The sequence below is a fragment of the Reichenbachiella ulvae genome (genome assembly GCF_025833875.1).
GTDB classification, from domain to species: domain Bacteria; phylum Bacteroidota; class Bacteroidia; order Cytophagales; family Cyclobacteriaceae; genus Reichenbachiella; species Reichenbachiella ulvae.
Genome location: NZ_JAOYOD010000001.1, coordinates 2,857,532 through 2,881,930, shown reverse-complemented (window position 1 = coordinate 2,881,930; position 24,399 = coordinate 2,857,532). Strand labels below are relative to the sequence as shown.

The following is a 24,399-nucleotide window of genomic DNA, read 5'->3' as shown; positions in this document are numbered from 1 at the left end:
AATATCAGACGTCTCTATGAATGGAGTTTCATTGGTCAACATGTTTAGAAGGGATTGTAAAGCCCATCTTCCAATCTGATTCTTTGCGTCCACCGGTAGATTCACTATTTTGCTGCCATGAGCCAAAACAGGGCATTGTTATAAATGAAACAGAGAAGTCTAAGACTGTTTAAAAAGAAAAGGGGCATCCCTTTAAATCCAGAACAATGGATCGGTGTTTCTTTAACCATAGGTCTTTTCTTTATTGGCTATATGGAACATTCGTTTGGAAACGACTTTAATGGATGGGGTACTAATTTTGCCATTGTCTGGTTTATTTATATCATTGGATTAATGGTAGTGAACTTTTTTAGGTACGAAAGTGAATTTGGTGAGTACACGGGGGAATTGATTTTTTGGAATGACCGAGTGCAAATCGATCAGGAGAGTTATAGTCTTTCGGAAATTAAAATCCTGGACTTTGTACAAATTGAGGACATTCGAGGTAGGTTCATGAACTCAATAGTGGAATTTACTCCACATTTATCAAATGGACTTGATAATCTACTAGTAGTAAAACTAAAAAGTGGAGAGGAGTTGAGGTGTGTATTTCAGCAGACTGAAACTGAAAGGTTAAAGCACTTCAAAGAAGTATTGGTCCATTATCACAGAACTGGAATTATAACCTGGCTGCAGCTATTAGATTTACTTGATATTACCGATTATGAAAAAATTCAGGTTTTTAAGAAAGAGGTGTGTCATGACTAATACAGAAGGAGAAAGGTTCAATTATACCCAGTTTAAATAGATTGTTCAACTGTCTTAATTGGAATGAACATCTTTCCTGTTCCAGAAAGCTCGATAAAACCATATTTACCATAAAATTTAGTTGCATCGATATCAATTGGATCAACAACTATTGCCAATGTTCCCAAATTTTGTGAGATTTCAACACACCTATTTAATGAATCAATTAAAATTAATTCACCATAGCCCTTTCCTTTGAAATTCTTATCAATGGCCAGCCTTCCTAACAATATCGTCGGAAGATTAACATATGAAGGTGGCAACTTTTTAATTAGATAATCTGGAAAATCGTCTCTTGGTATTGAATTAGATGATAATGTGTAGTAGCCGATTACCTTTTGACTCAATTTATCATTGAGAACAAAGCATGCAGATAAGTCCCTTTTAACATCTTGTCTAGCTTGTTGCCGAATGTAATTATTCAGCATTGAGTTTCCACAGTCAAACTCTTTCTTTTGGTGGCTGTTATTTAGAATTTCTATTATTGGTTTCACTGGCCTCAATAAAATTTTTGTAATTCAATTGAGCTTTCCTAAGGTTTGCATTGGGAGATGGTGGATTTAAAATAGCCTCAATAAATCTTTCTTTGTCTTCTATTGTGTTGACAATAAGGTTGTTGTCCTTAATGATTTTATTTGACTCTTCGAAGACACAGTGTATGACAAATTCTGACAAACTTTTAAATCCACGTAACTCTGACGCATACTTGAAAAACTCTTTTTGTTCTTTACTAATTCGAACATCAATTCTGTCTTTTGAAAGTGTTGACATGACTTATCCTTTGTCTTTTATCGTGGCTTACCCTTAGGCCTTGAATACCAACAATGTAAATGTACGTCTTATTTCCGTACAATACAAAATAAATATTTGCAAGCTACAATTGACACCATCTCTAAAAAACCATCCAATCCTTTTTGAAGGGACTGTTGAGACCGAGAGTATGAATGTTAATTGAGGTCAAGGATCATTCGATTTACAAAATTCACCATTTACCATTACTCCATCATCTCGACACTTTTTCTATCCCCCTATCTCAGGACGGGATCGATTCACTGCATTTCTTAATTAAGTATTTTAAGTCTGCTATTTCTTGATGTATATCATATTGCTTCCTGATGGTGCTCATTTTTGAGAATAGATATTGAAGCTAAATTGAATCCAAACAAAATATAGCATGTCATGGAAACGCTCAATGTCTACAGCCAGGCCGAACAGCTTTTAGCAGCGGCCAGAGAGGAAATGATGCGTCCTGAGGAAGATATAGTCCCCTATCTCGTATGCGAAAATTGCCACCTGGCTATTGCTGATTACTTGAAGGGTTACTTGATAAACGCAGGCGTAAATTTTAGCCGAGAAGCAGAACTAAAGGAACTGCTAGATCTCGTGACCCAACGAGATAGGAAGTTTGGGGAACTCAACCAATCTTTTGTCCAACACCCCAAAGACACAGATGATTATTGGATGAATATCAATAGGGCTCAGGATTATCTAAAGCTCGCTGAGAAAACCCAATTGATGGTAAGACCTATATGATCCACCAAACTTTACGATTATGTCTTCAGATAAAAAATTTAAATATCCAGGCGTCCGAGTCGCATTGGATGGAAACACTGCGGCCATTATGTGCGAGCGTGAATCCTCTGATGCCGCAGGCGCCTATCCCATCACACCCTCCACCCAGATGGGGGAATACTGGGCAGAAGAGGCCGCCAAAGGCCATCTCAACATTTCGGACAAACCACTGATCTTCATCGAACCAGAGGGAGAGCATGCAGCTGCCGGCGTTACTGCCGGCCTTTCTATGACCGGCCAGCGAGCCGCCAATTTCTCCTCCGGTCAGGGGATCGCCTACATGCACGAGTCCTTATATGCTGCGGTCGGCAAGCGCCTGACCTACGTCCTCAACATAGGCGCACGAGCCATGACCAAGTCCACGCTCAACGTGCACGCAGGTCACGACGACTACCATGCCATCGACGACACGGGCTTCTTCCAGATGTTTGCCAAAAATGCCCAGCACGTGGCAGACCTCAACATCATCACGCACCGTATCGCAGAGCTGTCCCTTACCCCGGGGGCCATCGCTCAAGACGGATTCCTCACGACTCACCTCATCGAGTCCTTGAATCTACCAGAAAGAGACTTAATCAAAGAATATTTGGGTCGGCCCGACGATATCATCAATACGCCGACTCCAGCCCAGCGCATGATCTATGGCGATCAGCGCCGACGCATCCCAGAGCTATGGGATGTCGATAATCCGATGATGGCGGGGATCGTCCAAAACCAGGATTCCTATATGCAGTCGGTAGCTGCTCAGCGTCCTTACTTCTTCGATCATATCAAGGAGTTGACCGATCAGGCCATGAGCGAATTCTATCAGCTGACCGGTCGTCGCTACCATCGCGTCATGTCCTATAGGGCTGCCGATGCAGACTATCTGATCCTGGGTCAGGGTAGCGTGGTGTCTAGTGCCGAAGTGGTGGCCGACTACATGCGTGACAAGTACAAAGTGAAAGTCGGCGTGGTGGACCTGATGATGTTCCGTCCCTTCCCCGGCGATTTGCTGGCCAAATTGCTCAAAGGCAAAAAAGGAGTGACGGTTCTCGAAAGACTGGATCAACCGCTGGCGGCTGACCTACCGATCATCAGAGAGACCCGCTCCATCCTCAACAAATGTCTGGAGAATGGCCGCAGCAAAAACGGCAAGCCTTATCCTGAACTGGAATCCTTCAGACCAGAAGATATGCCTGCATTGTATTCTGGTTCCTTTGGGATGGGAAGTAGAGATTTGCAGCCAGAGGGTATCATAGGTGCGATAGAAAATATGCTACCGAAAGGCAAGCATAAGAAATTGTTTTACCTGTCCATCGATTTCATCCGGGACAAAGCCTATACGCCAAAGCAGCGTACGCATCAGGAAAACATCATGGCCAACTATCCTAATGTGAAGGAGCTGGCCGTGCATGGATCTGAAAATCCTAATCTGATGCCTCAAGGTTCGATCACCGTTCGTTTCCACTCTGTGGGGGGATGGGGTGCCATGACCACAGGTAAGAACCTGGCCATGACGCTTTTCGATCTGCTGGACTATGACATCAAGGCCAACCCTAAATATGGCTCTGAGAAGAAAGGTCAACCGACGACCTACTACCTCACAGCCGCCCCTGAACCGATCCGAATCAACTGCGAATACTTCTTCGTAGACGTGGTGCTATCCCCGGACCCTAACGTATTCAAACATACCAATGCACTGGCCGGTTTGAAAAAAGGCGGATGTTTCATCATCCAAAGTGACAAGAAGAAACCAGATGAAGTCTGGGCGGACATACCGAAGCACTATCAGAAATTGATCGTCGATCAGGACATTCATATCTTCTACATCGATGGATTCAAAATCGCCAGAGAAGAAGCGACTGATCCAGAGCTGCAGTTGAGAATGCAGGGGATCGCTTTCCAGGGGGCTTTCTTTGCGGCATCTCCACTGATGAAAACAGCGAATCTGACGGAGCAAACCCTACTGAAAGCCATCGAAGATCAGGTCACCAAAAAATTTGGTTCCAAAGGCCAGCGCGTGGTGGACGACAACATGCGCGTTGTTCGCAGAGGTTTCGACGAGGTAAAAGAGATCACCAACAAGGTTGTATCCAAAGAAAAAATCAATGTCACCAATGGCCTGACACCACCTATTCCGGAAATGCTAAAATCCATGCCGAAGAGCCAATCAGAGCAAAGTGATGTGCATCGTTTCTGGGAGCAAACGGGTAGTTTTTATGCACAAGGCATGGGCAATGACAATATCACCGACCCCTTCATCGGGCTAAGTGTGATGCCGGCGACTACTTCGCTGTTCAGAGACATGACCGGCATACGTTTCGAGCATCCCGAGTGGATCCCTAACAACTGTACGGCCTGTGGCAATTGCTACACGGTCTGTCCCGATACCGCGATACCGGGCCTGGTCAGCAAGCTGTCGGATGTGCTGGATACGGTGGTAAAACGAGTAAGAAAAAATCATGGAGAACTAGAGCAACTGCCTAAGGTAGTCCGTACGATGGAGCCCAAGGTTCGTGCTTTGTTCCCCGAGACAGAAAAAGGTGCTACGGTCAACAACCTGATTCAGGATGTGATCGACGACCTGATCAAAGAGGGCGATGAAAAACTGAGCAAAGAACTGACCTGGTTTAGAGAAGAGCTGGGAGACTTCCAGTTCGCGCTGACTCGTCCCTACTACGATCTACATGAGAAGAAAGAAGCCGGATCGGGTGGTCTCTTCAGTATCACGGTCAATCCACAGACCTGCAAAGGCTGCATGGAATGTATCGAGGTTTGCGAGGACAATGCCCTACAGAAAGTGATTCAGACCGAGGGATCGGTAGCCCGACTCAGACAGGATTATAACTTCTGGACGGATCTGCCGAACACTCCAGATCAGTACAAACGAATCGATAGTCTGGAAGAGAAAATCGGTCCGCTAGAAACCCTGCTTCTCAACAAAGAAGCCTACAACAAATTCGCCAGTGGAGATGGAGCTTGTCTCGGTTGTTCTGAAAAATCTGTGGTGCATCTATTTGTCGCGACTGTAGAGTCACTGATGCAGCCAAGGATCGAAAAACATGTAGCGCATCTGACCGAGCTGGTCGACAAATTGGAAAAACATATTCAGTCCAAGCTCTTCGATAATGTAAATATTGGAGATCCTGACTTGATCTCTAAGGTGATGGCCAATCATCAAAATTCGGATCTGACCATTTCAGAAATAGCCGATCGCATAGAAGCAGAAAACGGCAAACAACCTATTGATCAGGAATGGCTCAGAACCATGACGCAGGTGCTGGCCAAACTGAAAAACCTGAAGTGGAAATACACCGAAGGCGTCACCGGCAAGGGCCGTACTTCGATGGGTATGACCAACTCGACTGGGTGTACTTCGGTCTGGGGCAGTACCTATCCTTTCAATCCCTATCCATTCCCTTGGGCGAATCATCTCTTCCAGGATGCACCGTCACTAGCGATGGGGATCTTCGAAGGACACATGTCCAAAATGGCTGAAGGCTTCAAAGCCATCCGCCAGGCGGAAATAGAATTGAGCGAAGGTTACAAACCTGCACAGCATCAGGAATTCTTTACCTACTTTACCTGGCAGCAGTTTACAGACGAAGAGTGGCACCTGTGCCCACCAGTCGTGTCGCTGGGAGGTGATGGTGCGATGTACGACATTGGTTTCCAAAACCTATCCCGAATGATGGCTTCCGGCAAGCCGATCAAAGCGATCATTGTCGATACGCAGGTTTATTCTAATACAGGAGGTCAGGCATGTACTTCGGGCTTTATCGGTCAGATTTCGGACATGGCCCAATACGGCAAAGTCTGGAAAGGAAAGCCAGAGCCAAGGAAAGAAATCGGCCTGATCGCCATGGCCCACAGAAACACCTATGTGATGCAGAGCTGCATGGCCAATACCAGTCATATGATTGAGGGCTTCATTGATGGACTGATGGCCAAGCGGCCTGCACTTTTCAATCTCTACACTACCTGCCAACCAGAGCACGGTGTGGGGGATGATCTAGGCGTGCACCAGGCCAGGCTCGCAATGGAGTCACGTGCATATCCGATCTTCAAGTACAACCCTGATGTCAGTATCAAAGCGGCAGAAGCTTTCGACCTATCCGGCAATCCGGACATGGACAAAATCTGGCCGACTTATCAGTTGAAGTACAGAGAGAACGGTCGCGAAAAAACCATGGAAGTAGCAATGACCTTTGCGGACTTTGCGATCACCGAGGCACGCTTCAGGAAGCATTTCAGAAAAGCGCCACGCGACACCTGGAATGATGACATGGTAGTCCTGGCCGACTTCCTCGAAATGAGCGAAAGCGACAGAGAAGGCAAGTACCCATTCATTTGGGCGGTAGACAAAAAACAACAGCTCAGCAGAGTGATGGTCGCCAAGCCGATCGTCGAATCCTGTGAGGAGCGCAGAGATTTTTGGATCATGCTCAGAGACATGGCCGGTATCAAACCAGACGAAAAAGAGCCAGAAGATCTGGAAGCCAAAATCCGATCAGAAGTAGTGGGCAAGATTGCTCAGGGACTGATGAAAATGGCAGGAGATCCCGAGGCTGGCGTCATGAATCTGGTACAGGATGCAGTAGAAAAAGTAGAGGAAGCACCGGTAGAGGCTAGCACCAACGGGTCCGCTCAGGAACCCTGGATCGAGTCGGAGCATTGTACCTCTTGCGATGAGTGCATCAAGATCAACTCCAAGATTTTCTCCTACGATGGTGATAAGCACGCCTACATCAAAAACAGTGATGGCGGCACCTATCAGGATCTGGTGAAAGCGGCAGAAAAATGCACCGCAGGTGTGATTCATCCGGGATTGCCAAAAGATCAAAACGAAAAAGACATAGACAAATGGATCGCCCGAGGCGAAAAATTCAACTAGTCTGAAAATGGAGAGGATCTATGAGTCTGATTACTTTTAGTAAACGAACATTTAGACACGGGGTCCACCCCCCGGAAAACAAGCATGGAACTGCCGGATCAGCCATCCGACAGTTCCCATTTGCTCCTGAAATCATATTGCCTATTGCACAGCATCTCGGGGCTCCCTCCAAGATAGTCGTGCGAGAAAAGCAGGAGGTACTCCGTGGACAACTGCTGGCCAAAGCTTCGGGCTATGTCTCGGTTCCCTTGCACTCTCCTGTTTCAGGAGTGATCACCAAAATCAACAATGTGCCCACGCTATCAGGCAAGATGGTGCCGGGGATTCATATACAGCCTTATCCCGCTTCCGGACAGGAAGCGATTGAGGGAGAACCTATAGATGTAGAAACAGCCACTCAGGAAGAGATACTGGCTGGTATACAACAAGCAGGTATTGTAGGATTGGGCGGAGCGGCCTTTCCTACTCATGTGAAATTGAAAGTGCCAGAAGACAAGAACTGCCAGGTTTTGATGTTGAACGGGATCGAATGCGAACCCTTCCTCACCACCGACCATCGCGTGATGCTAGAGCAGGAAGCTGATATCATGACCGGCATTCGCTATCTGCTGAAAGCCACTGGGGCACCCAAAGCCATCATAGGCATAGAGGCCAACAAGAAAGATGCGGCCATTCACCTATCCAAACACATTCCTGAAGATCTACCGGTGACCGTTCAAGTTGTGCCAGTCAAGTATCCTCAGGGCTCTGAGAAGATGCTAATCACTTCGGTGCTGGGGAGGGAAGTACCCTCTGGCGGATTGCCCATAGATGTAGGTGTAGTGGTGGTCAATGTGGCAACTGCCGCAGAGATCGGTCGATTGCTACCCCATGGGCGGGGCATTCAGGAGCGGGTGATTACCATCACCGGACCCGGTGTACTCGACAAGGGCAATTACCTAATCCCCATCGGTACGCCGTTGCGTTTCGCACTGGAGCAGGTAGGTATTGAAGGCACGATCAAAGAAGTGTACATGGGAGGTCCGATGATGGGCATGGCGGTATCCAATCTGGATATCTCCATCACCAAGGGGACTTCTGGCGTGGTGGTATTCACCGAGCGAGACATCAGGGCCAATCAAAAAGTCTATCCCTGCATCAACTGCGGGGCTTGCGTGGATGCCTGTCCGCTTTTCCTCAACCCCTCGCGAATGGGCATCCTAGCCAAGTCCAAAGCCTATGACGAGATGGCTGAGCAGCAGCACCTGATGGATTGCTTCGAATGTGGTTCTTGCTCTTACGTCTGTCCCTCTCATATTCCCTTGGTACAGCAGTTCAGGCTCGCCAAAGGGATCGTCCGAAAACGCAAAGCCAAACAAAAAGTCGCGTGATGGAAAGAAAGACTTTACATATCAGCACTTCGCCCCACCTAGTGAAAGGCGTGAGCACCGTCGACATCATGCGCAATGTGGTTTATGCCCTACTGCCTGTGGCGGCCTTTTCCATTTATGCTTTTGGATTAAATGCTTTATTGGTGATAGCCACAGCGGTCATTGCCTGCGTGCTGACGGAGCATGTGCTGTGTCGATGGTCTACTAAGGATAGTACGATTGGAGACTGGTCGGCCGTGATTACGGGCTTGCTTTTTGGTCTGACGCTACCACCATCCTTTCCACTTTGGATGGTCTTCATCGGTGGAGTCGTGTCCATCGCACTTGGCAAATTCGTCTTTGGCGGTCTGGGTTACAATGTGTTCAACCCCGCTCTGGTAGGACGTGCTTTTTTGCAGGCTGCCTTTCCAGTAGCGATCACGACATGGAGCGAGCCTTTTGCATCGGATCGTTTTGGCTCGGTGGCTTCCTCTGTATTGGCGCTTCCTTTTATGGAGCCGGTAGTCGATGCGGTCAGTGGTGCTACCCCACTTTCGGCCTGGAAGTTTGATAAGGTCGTCGCTGAGACGCAGGATTTGATGCTAGGATTAGTCAGTGGTTCTGCTGGCGAGACTTCTACGCTGGTTATCCTCATTGGAGGGCTTTATCTGATCATAAGAAAAATGATGAACTGGCGCATCCCGGTAGCCATCCTCACTACAGTGTACTTGCTTAGCGCGATCATGCATTTTTCCCATCCCGAAAGTTATCCCAGTCCTCAGTTTATGTTGTTTTCTGGTGGGCTGATGCTGGGTGCGGTATTTATGGCGACCGATATGGTGGGGTCTCCGATTACATCTCTAGGCGTGGTGATATATGGAATCATGATTGGGCTGCTGGTGGTGGTCATTCGTCTATTGGGCGGACTGCCAGAAGGTGTGATGTACGCCATATTGATAGGCAATGCTTTGGCTCCTCAGATAGACAAAGTCATACAGCCGCGTGTTTACGGAACTAAAAAGATCTCCTCATGACTGAAATGGTAGATAGCGAACAAGTCAGCAGTCAAAAGATGCTTTTGACCATGGGAGGCATAGGTGTCATTTGCGCCTTGCTGATTGTCCTGACCTATGAAGGGACTTTGCCTCGTGTGCAGCATTTGAAGGCTGAGGCGCTGGAGAAGGCCATTTTCAATGTGGTGCCTGGTACTTCAGAGACCGTAGCTTTTGCTCTAGTAGATGGAAAACTGGAGAAGGATGGGCCGGGTGAAGAGTTGATCTATGCCGGCTATGACCAGGAGAGGAAACTGGTGGGAGTGGCGATAAAAGGCGAAGGTCAGGGCTATGCCGACAAAATCAAAGTGCTCTATGGTTATGACCCGATCCAGGAGCAGGTGATAGGTTTTCAGGTATTGGAAACCAAAGAGACTCCCGGGCTCGGAGATAAAATAGGAAAGGAAGAAGACTTTTTGGCCAACTTCCATGCCTTGGATGTGGCCTTGAATGAGGATAAATCTGGATTGGCACATGAGGTCGTCACGGTGAAGAATGGCGAAAAAGAAGAACCCTGGCAGATAGATGGCATCACCGGTGCGACGATATCTTCTCGTGCAGTTGGTGCGATTATCAATCAAAGTGCCAATCGCTGGACGCCCATCATTCAGCAGCATTTGGATCAACTACAAAATCAACTCAGCGATGAATAGGAATCAGGAACATGGCTTTTTTGCAACGCTGGCGAGTAGTCCCTCCACCAATGAGTTTGTCAAAGGACTCTGGAAGGACAACCCGGTCTTTGTGCAGGTGCTGGGGATGTGCCCGGTATTGGCCGTTTCGAATACGGCAGAAAATGCACTGGCCATGGGACTGGCTACTACTTTCGTCCTCCTGATGTCCAATATCCTGGTATCACTGCTTCGCAAGTTCATTCCCAAACAGGTCAGGATCGCTTCCTATATCCTGATCATTGCCACCTTCGTGACGATGACCGATTATGCCATTCAGGCGATCAGCGTCGAGCTGCACAACAGTCTGGGTGCTTTCATTTCACTGATAGTGGTCAATTGTTTGATCCTGAGTCGAGCAGAAGCTTTTGCTTCCAAAAACGGAATGGGCAAATCCATTTTGGATGCCCTGGGCATGGGATTTGGCTTTGTCTTCGCACTGTTTTGTTTAGGTGCGATCAGAGAAATTTTGGGCAGCGGCAGTCTTTTCAATATCGCGCTCTTCCCCGAGGGCTTTCAGCCATGGGTGGTGATGATTTTACCAGCAGGCGGCTTTTTCACGCTGGCGCTTTGGTTACTGTTTTTCAATCTACTTAAACACCGAAAAACATCATGAACGAATCGATCTGGTATATCTTCATCTCAGCGAGTTTGGTCAACAACTTCGTGTTGGCCTACTTCCTTGGTATCTGTCCATTCCTTGGGGTCTCAGGCAAGATGGCTACTGCCACCAAAATGGGTGCAGCGGTGACCTTTGTGATGCTGATCAGCTCGATGTGTGCCTATGGGATCCACTGGGGACTGGAGGCGATTAACGCACCCTTCTTGCAGTTGATCAGCTACATCGTGGTGATTGCCTCCACAGTTCAGCTGGTCGAGATGTTCATCAAGAAAATGAGCCCTGCGCTGTTCAGGGCATTAGGGATTTTCCTTCCATTGATTACTACCAATTGTGCCATACTCGGATTAGCCCTCTTTCAGACAGCCAAAGGCTATGGCTTTTTGCAGAGCATCGTGTATGCGCTGGGGGCAGGTGCCGGTTTTACGCTGGCGCTGGTATTGATCGCAGGATTGAGAGAAAAATTGGACTTTGCTGATGTGCCGCAGACGGTCAAGGGCACGGTCCTCACTTTGCTGGTAGCCGGGATTTTGTCTCTGGCATTTATGGGATTTTCAGGATTAGGAAGCCAATGATTTATTCACTCAGCATAGGGATAGGCGCAACGGTAGCCATGGTATTGGGGTGGATTAGCATCCAGACTGTATGGAAGCGACTTTTCGAGGACTACATCAGTGACGAAGATGCACTTGCTGGCCGCCGATCTAGCTGTCAGGGCGGGGGCTGTGGCTGTGGATTGGCCTGTCCGAGGAAGGTAAATAAGAAATTGAAACATGATTAATAAGACTATAAACCAATGAACCGATGGCACATTTAGAAGAATTAGATAAGGCAGATGCCCACCTCGCAACGGTGATGCACTCTGAGCGATTGACTCCTGTAGGAACAGAAGAAGTCAGAGAGATACTCCTCGAAGTAGAAGATCCCAACTGGGAACCCAAGATTGACCAGAGCTTTGGAGTACTGATCAATTACAAAGGCCAATTTGGCAATAAGAGACACCACAGACTTTATAGCGTGGCAGATTTGCCTAAGAAGCAAAAAACAAGCACACAGATCAAAGTGCTGGTGAAGCGCTGCAACTATGTAGATGAATTTAATGGAGAGCTCTACCATGGGGTGGCTTCCAATTATTTGTGCGACAGACATCCGGGAGATCAAATCACTATTACCGGTCCACACGAGCTTCCTTTCGAAGTTCCTGAAGACAAGAATACGGATTTGATTCTGATCGGTATGGGCACGGGCATCGCTCCATTTCGTGCTTTCGTCAAGCATATCTATCATGATGTCAAAGACTGGAAAGGAAAAATCCGTCTCTTCTATGGAGCCAAAAGTGGTTTGGAGCTTCTTTATCTGAACGAAAAGGATGGCGACCTGACCAACTATTATGATCAGGAAACATTCATGGCTTTTCATGCACTGAGTCCACGCCCCCATATGAAGGATGATATTCCTTTAGCTGCCCGAATGGAAGAGCGAGCAGACGAGATCCTGGAGATGCTCAATAAAGTGAATACCCGAGTGTATGTGGCTGGCTATGACAAGGTCTACGAGCAACTAGACATAGCCTTTTCGAACATTCTGGGATCATACGGCGCATGGCAGACCCGAAAAGCCGAACTGATAGCGGGTAATAGATGGAGAGAAATTATTTACTAATGCTATGATTGTAACTGCCTTAATCGCCCTGGGAAGTCTTACGCTGATATTGGCTGTCATGCTCGTGATAGCCAATAAGAAGCTCTATGTCTATGAAGACCCCAGGATCGATCAGGTGGAAGATATGTTGCCCCATGCCAATTGCGGGGCTTGTGGTTATCCCGGCTGCCGACCTTTCGCTGAGCAGTTGGTAGAAGGCAAAGTGCTGCCCGGAAAGTGTACTGTTAGTTCAGAGGACGCCAGACAAGAGATTGCCAGCTTTCTGGGTGTTTCACTTGGCGCAGAAGAAAAGCAAGTCGCTCGACTGGCTTGTGCCGGAGGAAAAAATGTAGCTCGCAACCGGGCTCAATACGAAGGGCTTGATAACTGCACTGCGGCTGCTTTAGTCTCTGGAGGAGGTAAAGGTTGTTTTTGGGGGTGCCTGGGCAAGGGTGACTGTGCGGTAGTCTGTGACTTTGATGCCATCTCTATGGATGAAAATTCGCTGCCCTTTGTAGACCCTGATAAATGTACCGCCTGTGGGGATTGTGTAGAAGTCTGTCCGAAGAATTTGTTTTCGTTAGAGCCCATCAGTCGTAGGCTATGGGTAGCCTGCAAAAGCCTGGATGCTGGCGATCAGGTTTTGGAAGACTGTGAGGTAGGCTGCACCGCCTGTGGCAAGTGTGCCATGGACGCTGGCCCACTCATCGAAATGGAAGGCAACTTGCCTCAAATTCTTTATTCAAAAGGCCATGCAACTGATAAACCTATTCAGCGCTGTCCCACAGGAGCCATAGTTTGGTTAGAAGATGACGGAACGAAACGAAAAGGTCTGGAGAGTAAACCTGTATTGAGAAAAAGCGAGAAAGAAATGGGTTGGACCTAATGAGTGTTAGATTAAGTATGTTTTTGGTTAATAGTATAGGGCATCCGCATCGTCGGGTGCCTGTTTTTTGAAGTATAAGGCTTAGAAAATTACCCTAGTTTTTGTGAGGGTTGAACTCCTGGCTTTCATTATTTTAGTGAACTTGTGTGTTTACATGAACACAGACTATATTCACCTATATAAAGCTAAACATCAAATGAAAACTAAATTACTATCTCTACTTGTCGTAGTGTTTTGCTGCGTCAGTTTATCCTATGCTCAAGTTTCACCCTTTAGTCATGAAGCTTATATAAGTGATGCGGGTGATACCTTGCTATACAGGAGAATGGTGTCGGACTATGATACGGTCAGTCGATATCCGTTGGTGATTTTCTTACATGGATCAGGGGAGCGAGGCAATGACAATGAGGCCCAACTCAAATGGGGTGTGATGAATTTTGCTACAGATCGAGTGATGAAGAACTACCGTCCGATCGTGATAGCGCCCCAGTGCCCTTCAGGCAGCGGTTGGGGTAATTATACTTATGGAGATCAACTGACTCTGCAGCCAACTCCCACGCCTACTATGAAGCTACTGATTGAGCTCATCAATCAAACCATTGCGACTATGCCTGTAGATCCAGATCGTGTTTATATCACAGGGCTTTCGATGGGTGGATTCGGTACTTTTGATGCGATCTCTAGATATCCGGATTTGTTTGCTGCAGCAGTGCCGGTTTGTGGAGGGGGAGATGTCAGCAAGGCTCAGACTTTTGCACATATGCCCATTTGGGTTTTTCATGGGGCCTTGGATGCGGGAGTCTCGCCATTTTTGTCAACCCAAATGATAGCCGCATTGATGGAGGCCGGTGCAAACCCTGGCTTTACACTTTATCCTGAGGCTGGACATTTTTCCTGGGTGGCGGCTTATAGCGATCCCATGTTGATGGAATGGTTATTTAGTCAAAGAAGGTAGACTTATGGGGTGAATGGATAGTGTTTGATGATTTGGACTTCACTAAAGTCTTTGTAGGTAGGGTTCAAAATGTAGTTAAAGGAATCAGGATCACAAATCGAAGGCACCTTTAAACAGAGGATGTCTGGGTTTTTAAGTAGTTCGCTACCGATTTTTTTGGTTTCAGAATCTTCAGGGTCAGCATTCCATCCATCAGGTATAGGGTCTATCGTACGATGGTGATGATCTGGTATTTCGATTTCATATACTCTGAAATTGTCAGGAATACACTCCAGGTTGACATGTCTGGCGAGCTCTGCACGAGCGAGTGCCAAAGAGGACGCTGTGTAAACTGCATAACTACCTTTATGGTTCCATCGTCCTCCATTCAGAAATGCGCCTCTTCCATCCAATGGATCATGATCTGGAGGGTAGGTTTGGCAGATTCGATAGACTCTCATGCAAAAATGCCATGCTTGATTCGACCAAGCTCATCCGTAATCATTTGGATGCCATGATGTGTATCCAGCCAATCTTTGGGACGAGTGTTTCCTAGAGCAGGAAGGCTTGAACTGAGCCACCTTAGGAATTTCTCTTGACTACCAAAAACATCTAAGCCTTCATGAAATAATTCTGCCAATTCTAAAATGCGATCAGACTGCAAGCCTGTGAAAAACTTGCCTGATTGGATATGCCTGTCCAATGTCTTGGAGGAAATGTCAGTTAAACGAGAAGCTTCTTGTTTCGAAAATTGATAAACAGTCATCAAGTCCAATACAAACTCCGGAGAAACCCCTTGACGTGAAAGTTCAATCTTTTTGGTAGGAGTGTCATAACTGATGGCGGCCTCTTCTACTTTGTCTATGGCTTGTTTTAGCTCGCTATATTTTTTCAGTTCAGACATTTGTCTTTTTGTTTTAGACAAATTTACTATTTTTATTTTGTGATCAGAAATTTCTCCTAAATTTATTTCATCCGATTTCTTCATATCTGTCTGTTAGATTCGATTTATTTCATCTCATTGCTTCGTTTTTAATTTTCAAATCCTAAACTTCAAATCTCGATTTTTCCAGCATATTTGCAGCCTGATGGATAGAAATGCACCAATTGGTATTTTTGATAGTGGGACAGGGGGACTCACCGTTGCTCGCGCAGTAAAGAATTTGTTGCCAAATGAAGATATGATCTACTTTGGTGATTCTGCCCATCTTCCTTATGGGGATAAATCTGCCACTACTATCCAGTCTTATTCGATCAAGATTACCAATGTGCTTCTGGAGCGCGGATGCAAAGTGATATTGATCGCCTGTAACTCCGCCTCGGCAGCAGCTTACGAATTAGTTAAGGAATATGTCGGCAGTAGGGCAAAAGTGCTAAATGTAATCGATCCCGTGATCGACCTTTTGGGCAAAAACTACGTACAGAAAAAAGTCGGATTGATCGGCACACTTCAGACCGTCAATTCCGGGGTTTTCGAATCTAAGATCAAGGCAAAGCAAATCGATGTGCAGTTGGCCTCTTTGGCCACACCGCTGTTGGTACCCATGATCGAGGAGGGGTTCATTCATGACAATATTAGTCATGAAATCATAGCCAAATACCTCGGAGATGAACGTTTCGAAGGGATCGAAGCATTGATATTGGGATGTACACATTACCCGATTATCAAAAGGGATTTAAAAGAATTCTACAAAAACGAGGTAGAGTTGATCGATTCGGCTAATATTGTGGCTCAGAATTTAAAACAACAGCTAGAGACCCAGGGTTTAACCAGAGAGAAAAACAAAGGCAATGACCAGTTTCTTGTATCCGATATCACTCCCGCTTTCGAAAAGGCTGCCAGTCTTTTCTTCAATCAAGATATCCATCTTGAGAAGTACCCGCTTTGGGAGTAGTTGCTGTTGTTGTTGATTGATTGCACCCCGAAAACTTGCTGATCTGGGATCAGGGTTTTCCCTTCTTAATTTTTTATCTTGCGACTTCTAAAATCAATCAATGTTCGCCTTTTTATTTTACCTTCCATTTGTCCTCATTTTTGCGCTGATCGGTGTCTACGCTGAGCGTAAGGTGTCTGCCTTTATGCAAGACAGGCTAGGTCCTATGGAGGTGGGTAAGTTCGGTTTGCTGCAGACGCTGGCAGACGGACTCAAAATGATGCAGAAAGAAGACATCATCGCCACAGCAGCGGATCGTAAGCTGTTCATGTTGGCGCCAATCATCATATTCGTATCGGTCTTTACTGGGTTTGCTGTTTTGCCACTCACTGCTTCCATCAATGGCTCTGGGGCAGAAACAGGAATTTACTTCCTGATGGCTGTGATTTCATTGGATGTTATCGGTATCCTGATGGCGGGTTGGGGATCCAATAGCAAATTCTCGCTCTTCGGAGCTATGCGATCGGTAGCCCAAATCGTTTCGTATGAAATCCCTTTAGGGCTATCCATCCTTTGCGTGATCATGCTTTCGGGTACTGTTAGTTTGCAGGAGATGTCTTTTTTGCAGCAGGGTGAATTAGGTTTTGTTCACTGGAATATCATCCAGTATCCATTTCTGATCATTGTGTTTGTCATCTATTTTATTTCCTCCTTGGCAGAATCTAATCGTACGCCATTTGATTTACCGGAATCTGAATCCGAGTTGATTGGTGGCTTTCATACAGAATATTCGGGGTTCAGATGGGGAATAATTATGCTGGCGGAGTATGGTATGATGCTACTGGTGTCGTTGATTGCCGCCATTTTGTTTTTGGGAAGTTGGAATACGCCGCTGCCTAATATCGGGCCCGTAGCATTGGCTGAATGGACCACCGGTCCAGAAGGAAGCATCATTGCGGACTTTTGGGGTGTGTTTTGGTTGATGTCCAAGGCCATGTTTTTGATCTTTGTGCAGATGTGGGTGCGTTGGACTTATCCCCGCGTGAGAGTAGATCAAATGATGTCGCTCAGCTGGAAGTACCTAACACCAATCGGCCTTTTGATGGTTTTTGTTTCAGGGATTTGGAAATTGTGGATGTAAAGGATGAGTAGCTATTTCAAAAATATCGCCCAAACCACCGGTTCGCTTCTATATGGTCTGAAGTTGACATGGCGCCACTTTGTACAGGCCAGACACTCACGCAAACCGATCGGGGTTTCGGATAAGAACTACTTTGAGCAGAAGGAAGGGATATTTACTCTGCAATACCCAAGAGAGGTGCTACCCGTACCGACCAATGGCCGCTATCAATTACATAATGAAATCGAAGACTGTATCGTATGCGACAAGTGTGCGAAGGTCTGCCCGGTCAACTGTATCGATATAGAACCAGTACGGGCAGTTGAAGAAATAGGGAAGACCTCTGATGGGACTTCTAAAAAGATATACCCGGCCAAGTTTGACATAGACATGTCCAAATGCTGTTTCTGTGGGCTATGTACTACGGTATGCCCTACGGAATGTCTGACGATGACCAGTGAATATGACTTTAGTGTGTTTGACCTGAAGGCGCATAATTTTGAGTTCTCGGATATGACCGAAGATGTCATCGATGCGAAAAAGAAAGAGCTGGAGGAATTCAATGCGCAGAAAGAAAAGGCGAAAGCAGAAGCTGCCGCCGCTAAAGCTGCAGAAAAGAAGCCAGCTGCAAAGCCTGCATTCAAGCCAAAGGTGAAGCCTGCGGCTACTAGTCAAGAGTCAGGAGACGAGCGTCAAGAGACTGCGGAAAAGCCAAGCGCACAGCGCTCAGCGTCAAGCGCAAAGCCGATGTTTCGTCCGAAGGTGAAGAAGTCGGAAGATGGGAGACAAGAGTCGGGCGAAGTGAAAGCAGAAGGTACAAAGCCGAAAGCAGCCAAGCCAGTGTTCAGACCTAAGATCAAAAAGTCAGCGGACGACAGTCAACAGTCGACCGTCGACGGTGGACAGTCAACCGATAAGCCAAAAGCAGCTAAACCTGTCTTCCGTCCAAAGATCAAGAAGAAGGAAGAAAGTCAGGAGTCGGGAGTCGAGAGTCAAAAGTCTGCCGAAGTGAAAACGGAAGAAGAAAAACCAAAAGCGGCTAAACCTGTTTTCCGTCCAAAAATAAAGAAGAAACCTACGGATGAAACTCCAAAGGAGGAAGGTGCTGATCAAGGCGCTGAGCGTGAGGCGTCAAGCGCTAAGCCAAAATTTAGGCCCAAGATAAAACCAAAGAAAAAAGACGACTAAGTGGAAGCGATCGATTTTAACATATTGGCTTTTTACGCATTCGCCGGACTGGCGGTGGTGTCAGCTTTGATGATCTTGTTTTCTAAGAATATCGTGCATTCGGTATTCATGCTGGTGATCGTGTTTTTTGCAGTGGCAGCTATTTATCTCACCTCCAATGCGGAGTTTGTAGGCGTAACTCAGATCATGATCTACATTGGTGGGGTTTTGATCCTGATGATGTTTGGCGTGATGCTGACTAATCGAATCGATGGCAGCAAGCTCGAAACGCAGAACAAAAGAATATTTCCTGCTCTGATCGTAGGAGTAGGGTTGGTGCTGATTTTTGCTGCGGCACTGAAAAGTGATTTTCAGTTGGCAGATTTTGGAGCAGCATGGGATCTGGAATTGAGCACTACGCAGACCATTGGCGTCAACTTGATGACACGTCAGTTGGTGGCGCTGGAATTGACAGCCATGCTTTTGCTGATGGCATTGATCGGAGCGGCTTATTTGGCGGGCTCAAAATTTGAAAAGAAGTGATACCTGTAGAACACTATATCGTCCTAAGCGCAGCGTTGTTGATCATCGGTTTGTTGATCATCATTGTCAAGCGAAATGCCATCATGGTACTGGTAGGCGTGGAGCTGATCCTCAATGCGGCCAATATCAATTTCGTGGCATTCTCGCAAAATGATCCGATGTTGACGGGGCAGATGATGTCGCTTTTTGTGATCGTAGTGGCCGTGGCAGAGTCTGCTGTGGCACTGGCTATCGTGTATCAGGTGTATCGCCACCAACAGGTTTCTGACATTGACGAACTAGATGAATTGAATGGGTGAGGTAGCGGCGATATGGATATTAGTGATTTTGCTCCTTCCATTGGTAGGAGGATTGGTGACTTACCTGTCGGGTAAACGATCGGCGGGCAAGGTCCTTACCTCTGTCTTTGCGGCAGTTTTGATAGCGGCAGTTTACGCTTATGTACAAGTACCATCTGGAACTTCTTTAGAAGTTAGCTGGATTCCTCTGGGTGAGATAACATTCTCTGTTGGGCTGTGGTACGATAAATTGAGTGGAATCATGGTGCTGGTCGTGGCGATCGTGGCACTGCTAGTCGCTATTTTCTCTCAAGAGTACATGAAGCACGACGAAAGTCGAGCACGATACTTTGCGCTGCTGGGGCTCTTTGCCTTCTCGATGTACGGCATTGTGCTTTCTTCTAATCTACTCCTAACCTTTGTGTTTTGGGAGTTGGTAGGTTTCTCATCCTACTTGCTGATCGGTTTTTGGTTTTCTCAGGAGAAACCACCGATCTCTTCATTCAAAGCTTTTGTGATGAACAAAGTAGGGGATGCGGGCTTCTTGCTGGGTATTTTTATTCTTTACGCTTATTTCGATACGCTCAATATTCAGGAGCTACTAGCTAAAACCGATTTGTTGCCAAGTATCCCGGCGGCCATGTTGACGATGGCTGGAATTGGACTGTTTCTAGCTGCGGTTGGTAAGTCGGCACAGTTTCCCTTACAAACCTGGCTTCCGGATGCGATGACTGGGCCTACTCCAGTATCAGCCCTCATCCACGCAGCGACCATGGTAGCAGCTGGTGTGTATCTATTGGTAAGGGTTTTCCCTTTGCTTTCTTCGGATGTGCTCCAAATCATCGGGGTGATAGGTGGAATCACAGCCTTCACGGGTGCTTTTGCAGCATTTGCTCAAAATGACATTAAGAAAATATTGGCCTACTCGACGGTATCTCAGTTGGGCTACATGGTGATCGCAGTAGGCGCAGGTTATCCGATGGCGGCATTCTTCCATTTGGTGACACACGCTTTCTTCAAGGCCGGTTTGTTCCTTTGCTCGGGTAGTATCATCCATTACTATCATGAGACCAAGGAGCATGGGTTCGACGGTCAGGATATCCGCAATATGGGTGGATTGAAGAAAGTGCTACCGACTACTTTTCGTGTGTTTACGATCTGTACTTTGTCGCTAGCAGGGATTCCTTTATTCTCAGGTTTCCTATCCAAGGAATTGATTCTGGGAGCTGTGTTGTCCTCTGATTTGCCGGGTGTTGTAGTAGTGTTTGCTTTTGTGTCTGTGTTTATGACTGCCTGCTATATGGCGAGGTTGTACTTCAAGGTTTTCTATGGAGAGACAGAAGAAGGTTTGTTCCAAGAAAACATTAGAGTGAAAGTTCCCTTGTTGATCTTAGCGGCACTGTCTTTCTGGTTGGTGTTTGCATGGAACCCTTTCGGTGCGCATGGTTGGTTGACTGATCAACTGTCTACGCTTATCGTGAATACAGAAATGGCTCACTATACATGGCTGCCTGTGGTGTCCTTTGTGCTGGCAGCTAGTGGGATAATGGTAGCTTTCTTCTATGTGAGAAAAGGCCAGTTGCTAGGACTAGTCGGTGGTACCAAAAAGGTGTTTTATTCCCTATCATCAGAGAATTTCTATCTGGATCATTTCCACAGAAAAGTGATGGCAGTAGGGACGATGAAGACAGGCGCAGTGCTGTTCTTCTGGGATAAGAAAATATTGGATCGGGCGCTCGATCTGTTGGCGAAAGGCGAGGTAGTCTTTGCGCATTTCGTAGGGCTGATCGATAAGCATGTAGTGGATGGACTGGTGAAGTTCAGTGCATGGCTGACTCGCTTTGCGGGTGATCGCACACGCAGCTTTCAGGGCGGCAATGTGCAGATGTATTTTGTGTGGGCGCTGTTTGGGCTCATTGTAATAGTTTATTTTTTGATTTAATCATTCGGGGTTATGATCCTTGATCACATATTGTCATGGTTGATATTCGTCCCGCTCTTAGCAGCAGGGATCATGCTTTTCGTCCCCAGGGACAAGGCTCAACTCTTCAAAATTATCGCCCTGGCGGCAACTGCTGTGGAGCTTGTGCTCTCTCTGGTTTTGCTGGCAGGTTTCGACAAGGGACTGGAAGGCTATGGCGCCTCCAGCTTGCAATTCTCAGAGAAGATGGATTGGATCAGCCTTAATATCGGCTCCTTTGGTAGCCTGTTGATCCAGTACTTTGTGGCCGTTGATGGACTCAATATATTGATGGTCTTACTTACAGCCATCGTGATGCTGATCGGTGTGATCTCCTCCTGGAGCATCCAAAAAAGCGTGAAAGGCTACTTCCTGCTTTACATGATTTTGACAACCAGTGTGGTGGGTTGTTTTGTGGCCATGGATATGTTTTTGTTCTTCCTTTTCTTTGAGTTCATGCTACTACCGATGTACTTCCTGATCGGAATCTGGGGAGGCAAAAGAAGGGAATACGCTTCAATGAAATTTTATATCTACACCCTGGTGGGATCACTTTTCATCCTGATGGTGATGATCGGACTGAACCTCTCTGTAGTAGAAGCACCTGGGTCGACGGTGCATACTTTTGATATCATGAAAATGATGGATCCGGCCAACTATCTACCAGATGCCCTATTGGGCTTTGGTGCTGCGACAGATATTCGCATGTGGGCATTTGTGTTCCTGATGATTGGGTTCGCGATCAAGCTACCTGCTGTTCCGGTTCATACCTGGTTGCCAGATGCGCACGTGGAGGCTCCAACCCCTATTTCGGTGGTATTGGCAGGTGTGCTGTTAAAGATTGGAGGGTATGGGTTTTACCGTATCGCTTACAGTATCTTCCCTGAATATGCAGCTGACTTTGCCTGGGTAATTGGACTGTTTGGTGTTCTGGCGATTATCTATGCAGCATTGGTTGCTATGGCTCAGTCTGATCTAAAGAAATTAATCGCTTACTCCTCTGTGTCTCACATGGGATTTGTGATGCTGGGATTGGCATCCCTTACCATAGAAGGTAACTCTGGAGCGATGTTCCAGATGTTTAGCCACGGGGTGATTTCTGCCCTACTCTTCATATTGGTGGGTGTGATTTACGATCGTACGGGCAATCGAGAGATCGGCAACTTCAGCGGCCTGGCTGCTAAAATGCCATACTTCAGTGCGACAGTGCTAGTTGGATTCTTTGCGGCACTTGGATTGCCAGGGTTTTCTGGGTTCATTGCGGAGTTCCTGGTATTGATTGGAGCCTTTGATGCGGCGGTGAATGATGCCACGCTGAGCACCTGGATGGCGATAGCCGGATTGGTAGGTCTGATTCTGGGAGCAGCCTACTTCCTTTGGGCATTGCAGCGCATGTTCTTTGGTAAATTTTGGATCAAAGACGAAAGCTGGAATCTACCTGATCTGGACAAAAGAGAATGGTTGATGATCTTGCCTTTGGCTGTATTGGCGATCCTATTCGGGATCTTCCCAGGACTGCTGCTCGACTACTCCAATGAGACGATCATCGGATTTGTTGAATACATCCAGTCTCAATCTGAAATCAATGTTTCACTCATAAGCGGAGGCAATTGAATCAACAAGGATTTCATAGCTATCTGACGAACCTGATCGGTGAGTTTGCTTACCTGCTACCAGAGCTGACTTTGATCATTGGTAGTTTGCTGGTGGTGCTGTTCGATCTGATCTACGGTAGAGGCAAACAAGCGCAGATCAAGACGATGCTGACACTACTCGTGCTGGCGGTAACTGCTATGGTAGTACCTATGATGACAGTCGAAGGCTACTACCTGAACGAAATACTTTTTCAAGACTCGACGACTCATTCACTCAAATATTTGTTCCTTTTCATTGCGGGCGCATCGCTGTTATTTCCCAATAGTAAGCGTCAGAGTGAAACAGGAGAATATCAGTTTCTGATTCTTATGATCGTGCTAGGAGGTTTCTTCCTGATTCAGGTAAGAAATCTATTGCTCTTTTATGTGGCACTCGAGCTGGTATCGATTACTTCCTATGTGCTGATTTCTTTTGCTTTCGGACGCAAAGGATTTGAGGCAGGAATCAAGTACCTGCTATTTGGAGCAATGTCTTCCGGTCTGATGCTTTATGGTCTATCCTTGATCTATGGATTGATTGGCGGACTGGAAATTAGTCAGATCGCAGAGGTGTACATGCAAGGCTATGATACGACTTGGCTGAATTTATCCCTGTTGCTTTTTATGGTGGGGATCTTTTTCAAGTTGTCTGTGGTGCCATTCCATATCTGGTCACCGGATGTATACCAGGCCGGACCTATTTCTGCAGTGGCTTTGATCTCTGTATTGCCGAAGATTGCCGTTTTGGTTTTCTTCTTCCACTTTACGCAGAGTATCGCGGTTTTGGGATACAATATTTTCGATTGGAAACAGGTGCTGAGTGCCATAGCTCTGATCTCGATGTTCGTGGGTAACTTATCCGCACTCCTTCAGGACAATGCCAAGCGCATGATGGCCTATTCGTCCATCGCTCATGCGGGTACATTGCTGATCGCGATAGTTGTAGGTTCTGACTTTGCTTATGAGGCCATGCTCTTTTATGCGGTAGTTTATGGTGTGATGAACATCGCACTCTTCTACTTCATCGACTGGATGGAAGAAAATGACATTCAAAACATCTCTGAACTGGCAGGGTTAGGCAAGCAATTTCCTCTGTGGGGCGTGGCTGTGACAATAGTGTTACTATCATTGGTCGGTCTGCCACCAACCGGCGGATTCTCTGCCAAGCTTTTGATCTTCTCTGCCCTATGGGAAGAGTACCTCAAGCTCGATCAAGCTTTTTTACTTTGGCTTTTCGCTTTAGGCCTTTTGAACGCAGCTCTATCGCTTTTCTACTACCTGAAGATTCCTTTTTATCTCTTCGTGAAGCCAGCTGTCGCCGATCTGTCACCACAGCTGAGTATTCGTAGGCTGATCTATTTATCGATAGCTGCTCTCGTGGTACTAGTCGCCTTCTTCAAGACCGATTGGGTTTTGGGGTTGATGGTTTAGCCTGAA

The 24,399-nt window shown here is 46.7% G+C and carries 24 protein-coding genes; 20 read left to right on the top strand and 4 right to left on the bottom strand.

Translation table 11 applies throughout. The features are described 5' to 3' along the window. Positions 1–144: 144 nt before the first annotated feature. A complete protein-coding gene (locus N7U62_RS11515; RefSeq protein ID WP_264138120.1) occupies positions 145–747 on the top strand; it encodes a hypothetical protein in 603 nt (200 codons plus the stop codon). Between the two features lie 32 nt (positions 748–779). On the opposite strand, the gene N7U62_RS11510 is transcribed toward N7U62_RS11515, so the two are convergent. Both N7U62_RS11510 and N7U62_RS11505 read right to left on the bottom strand, forming a co-directional pair. Next, complete coding sequence (locus N7U62_RS11510; protein ID WP_264138119.1) at positions 780–1,280, bottom strand: GNAT family N-acetyltransferase; 501 nt, start codon at positions 1,278–1,280, stop codon at positions 780–782. Then, on the bottom strand, positions 1,252–1,557 hold the full coding sequence (locus N7U62_RS11505) for a type II toxin-antitoxin system TacA family antitoxin (RefSeq protein ID WP_264138118.1): 306 nt from the start codon (positions 1,555–1,557) through the stop codon (positions 1,252–1,254). Before N7U62_RS11505 ends, N7U62_RS11510 begins: the two co-directional genes overlap by 29 nt. Positions 1,558–1,965: 408 nt before the next feature. Here N7U62_RS11505 and N7U62_RS11500 point away from each other — a divergent pair, with 408 nt between their 5' ends. The 11 genes from N7U62_RS11500 (at position 1,966) to N7U62_RS11450 (ending at position 14,407) form a co-directional block, all read left to right on the top strand. Continuing rightward, positions 1,966–2,319 carry a HEPN domain-containing protein gene (locus N7U62_RS11500; RefSeq protein ID WP_264138116.1) on the top strand — a complete coding sequence of 118 codons (354 nt, stop codon included), beginning with the start codon at positions 1,966–1,968 and terminating at the stop codon, positions 2,317–2,319. 19 nt (positions 2,320–2,338) lie between these two features. Beyond that, positions 2,339–7,234 (top strand): 2-oxoacid:acceptor oxidoreductase family protein, encoded by a 4,896-nt coding sequence (locus tag N7U62_RS11495; protein WP_264138115.1) that lies wholly within the window; start codon positions 2,339–2,341, stop codon positions 7,232–7,234. A gap of 20 nt (positions 7,235–7,254) precedes the next feature. Then, positions 7,255–8,604: an electron transport complex subunit RsxC gene (rsxC, locus tag N7U62_RS11490; RefSeq protein ID WP_264138114.1), complete on the top strand. Its 1,350-nt coding sequence runs from the start codon at positions 7,255–7,257 to the stop codon at positions 8,602–8,604. After that, positions 8,604–9,617: an RnfABCDGE type electron transport complex subunit D gene (locus tag N7U62_RS11485; RefSeq protein WP_264138113.1), complete on the top strand. Its 1,014-nt coding sequence runs from the start codon at positions 8,604–8,606 to the stop codon at positions 9,615–9,617. Before rsxC ends, N7U62_RS11485 begins: the two co-directional genes overlap by 1 nt. Beyond that, a complete protein-coding gene (locus N7U62_RS11480) occupies positions 9,614–10,288 on the top strand; it encodes an RnfABCDGE type electron transport complex subunit G (RefSeq protein ID WP_264138112.1) in 675 nt (224 codons plus the stop codon). The genes N7U62_RS11485 and N7U62_RS11480 overlap by 4 nt, the downstream gene beginning before the upstream one ends. Beyond that, positions 10,281–10,922: an electron transport complex subunit RsxE gene (gene rsxE / locus N7U62_RS11475; protein WP_264138111.1), complete on the top strand. Its 642-nt coding sequence runs from the start codon at positions 10,281–10,283 to the stop codon at positions 10,920–10,922. The genes N7U62_RS11480 and rsxE overlap by 8 nt, the downstream gene beginning before the upstream one ends. Then, positions 10,919–11,500 (top strand): electron transport complex protein RnfA, encoded by a 582-nt coding sequence (locus N7U62_RS11470; protein WP_264138110.1) that lies wholly within the window; start codon positions 10,919–10,921, stop codon positions 11,498–11,500. The genes rsxE and N7U62_RS11470 overlap by 4 nt, the downstream gene beginning before the upstream one ends. Continuing rightward, the gene (locus tag N7U62_RS11465; RefSeq protein WP_264138109.1) at positions 11,497–11,706 is read left to right on the top strand and encodes a hypothetical protein; all 210 of its coding nucleotides are present in this window, start codon (positions 11,497–11,499) and stop codon (positions 11,704–11,706) included. Before N7U62_RS11470 ends, N7U62_RS11465 begins: the two co-directional genes overlap by 4 nt. Before the next feature lie 23 nt (positions 11,707–11,729). Further along, positions 11,730–12,587: a ferredoxin reductase domain-containing protein gene (locus N7U62_RS11460; RefSeq protein WP_264138108.1), complete on the top strand. Its 858-nt coding sequence runs from the start codon at positions 11,730–11,732 to the stop codon at positions 12,585–12,587. A gap of 4 nt (positions 12,588–12,591) precedes the next feature. Then, positions 12,592–13,452, top strand: a complete 861-nt coding sequence (locus tag N7U62_RS11455) for an RnfABCDGE type electron transport complex subunit B (protein ID WP_264138107.1) — start codon at positions 12,592–12,594, stop codon at positions 13,450–13,452. Between the two features lie 196 nt (positions 13,453–13,648). Then, a complete protein-coding gene (locus tag N7U62_RS11450; RefSeq protein ID WP_264138106.1) occupies positions 13,649–14,407 on the top strand; it encodes a carboxylesterase family protein in 759 nt (252 codons plus the stop codon). Positions 14,408–14,409: 2 nt separating this feature from the next. Here the strand turns inward: N7U62_RS11450 and N7U62_RS11445 are convergent, their stop codons facing one another. Both N7U62_RS11445 and N7U62_RS11440 read right to left on the bottom strand, forming a co-directional pair. Further along, positions 14,410–14,847, bottom strand: a complete 438-nt coding sequence (locus N7U62_RS11445) for an RES family NAD+ phosphorylase (protein WP_264138105.1) — start codon at positions 14,845–14,847, stop codon at positions 14,410–14,412. Further along, positions 14,844–15,374, bottom strand: a complete 531-nt coding sequence (locus tag N7U62_RS11440; protein ID WP_264138104.1) for an Xre family toxin-antitoxin system antitoxin — start codon at positions 15,372–15,374, stop codon at positions 14,844–14,846. Before N7U62_RS11440 ends, N7U62_RS11445 begins: the two co-directional genes overlap by 4 nt. Positions 15,375–15,474: 100 nt before the next feature. Between N7U62_RS11440 and murI the strand changes: the two genes are divergently transcribed. The 8 genes from murI to N7U62_RS11400 all read left to right on the top strand — a co-directional run bounded on the left by murI (position 15,475) and on the right by N7U62_RS11400 (position 24,393). Then, on the top strand, positions 15,475–16,281 hold the full coding sequence (gene murI, locus N7U62_RS11435; RefSeq protein ID WP_264138103.1) for a glutamate racemase: 807 nt from the start codon (positions 15,475–15,477) through the stop codon (positions 16,279–16,281). A 100-nt stretch (positions 16,282–16,381) separates the two neighbouring features. Next, positions 16,382–17,401 (top strand): NADH-quinone oxidoreductase subunit NuoH, encoded by a 1,020-nt coding sequence (gene nuoH, locus N7U62_RS11430; RefSeq protein ID WP_264138102.1) that lies wholly within the window; start codon positions 16,382–16,384, stop codon positions 17,399–17,401. 3 nt (positions 17,402–17,404) lie between these two features. After that, positions 17,405–18,568 carry a 4Fe-4S dicluster domain-containing protein gene (locus N7U62_RS11425; protein ID WP_264138101.1) on the top strand — a complete coding sequence of 388 codons (1,164 nt, stop codon included), beginning with the start codon at positions 17,405–17,407 and terminating at the stop codon, positions 18,566–18,568. Then, positions 18,569–19,090: an NADH-quinone oxidoreductase subunit J family protein gene (locus tag N7U62_RS11420; protein WP_264138100.1), complete on the top strand. Its 522-nt coding sequence runs from the start codon at positions 18,569–18,571 to the stop codon at positions 19,088–19,090. After that, positions 19,087–19,389 (top strand): NADH-quinone oxidoreductase subunit NuoK, encoded by a 303-nt coding sequence (nuoK, locus tag N7U62_RS11415; RefSeq protein WP_264138099.1) that lies wholly within the window; start codon positions 19,087–19,089, stop codon positions 19,387–19,389. The genes N7U62_RS11420 and nuoK overlap by 4 nt, the downstream gene beginning before the upstream one ends. Continuing rightward, a complete protein-coding gene (locus tag N7U62_RS11410) occupies positions 19,382–21,310 on the top strand; it encodes an NADH-quinone oxidoreductase subunit 5 family protein (RefSeq protein WP_264138098.1) in 1,929 nt (642 codons plus the stop codon). Before nuoK ends, N7U62_RS11410 begins: the two co-directional genes overlap by 8 nt. Before the next feature lie 12 nt (positions 21,311–21,322). Beyond that, complete coding sequence (locus tag N7U62_RS11405; RefSeq protein ID WP_264138097.1) at positions 21,323–22,942, top strand: complex I subunit 4 family protein; 1,620 nt, start codon at positions 21,323–21,325, stop codon at positions 22,940–22,942. Continuing rightward, complete coding sequence (locus N7U62_RS11400; protein WP_264138096.1) at positions 22,939–24,393, top strand: NADH-quinone oxidoreductase subunit N; 1,455 nt, start codon at positions 22,939–22,941, stop codon at positions 24,391–24,393. The genes N7U62_RS11405 and N7U62_RS11400 overlap by 4 nt, the downstream gene beginning before the upstream one ends. Positions 24,394–24,399 lie beyond the last annotated feature (6 nt).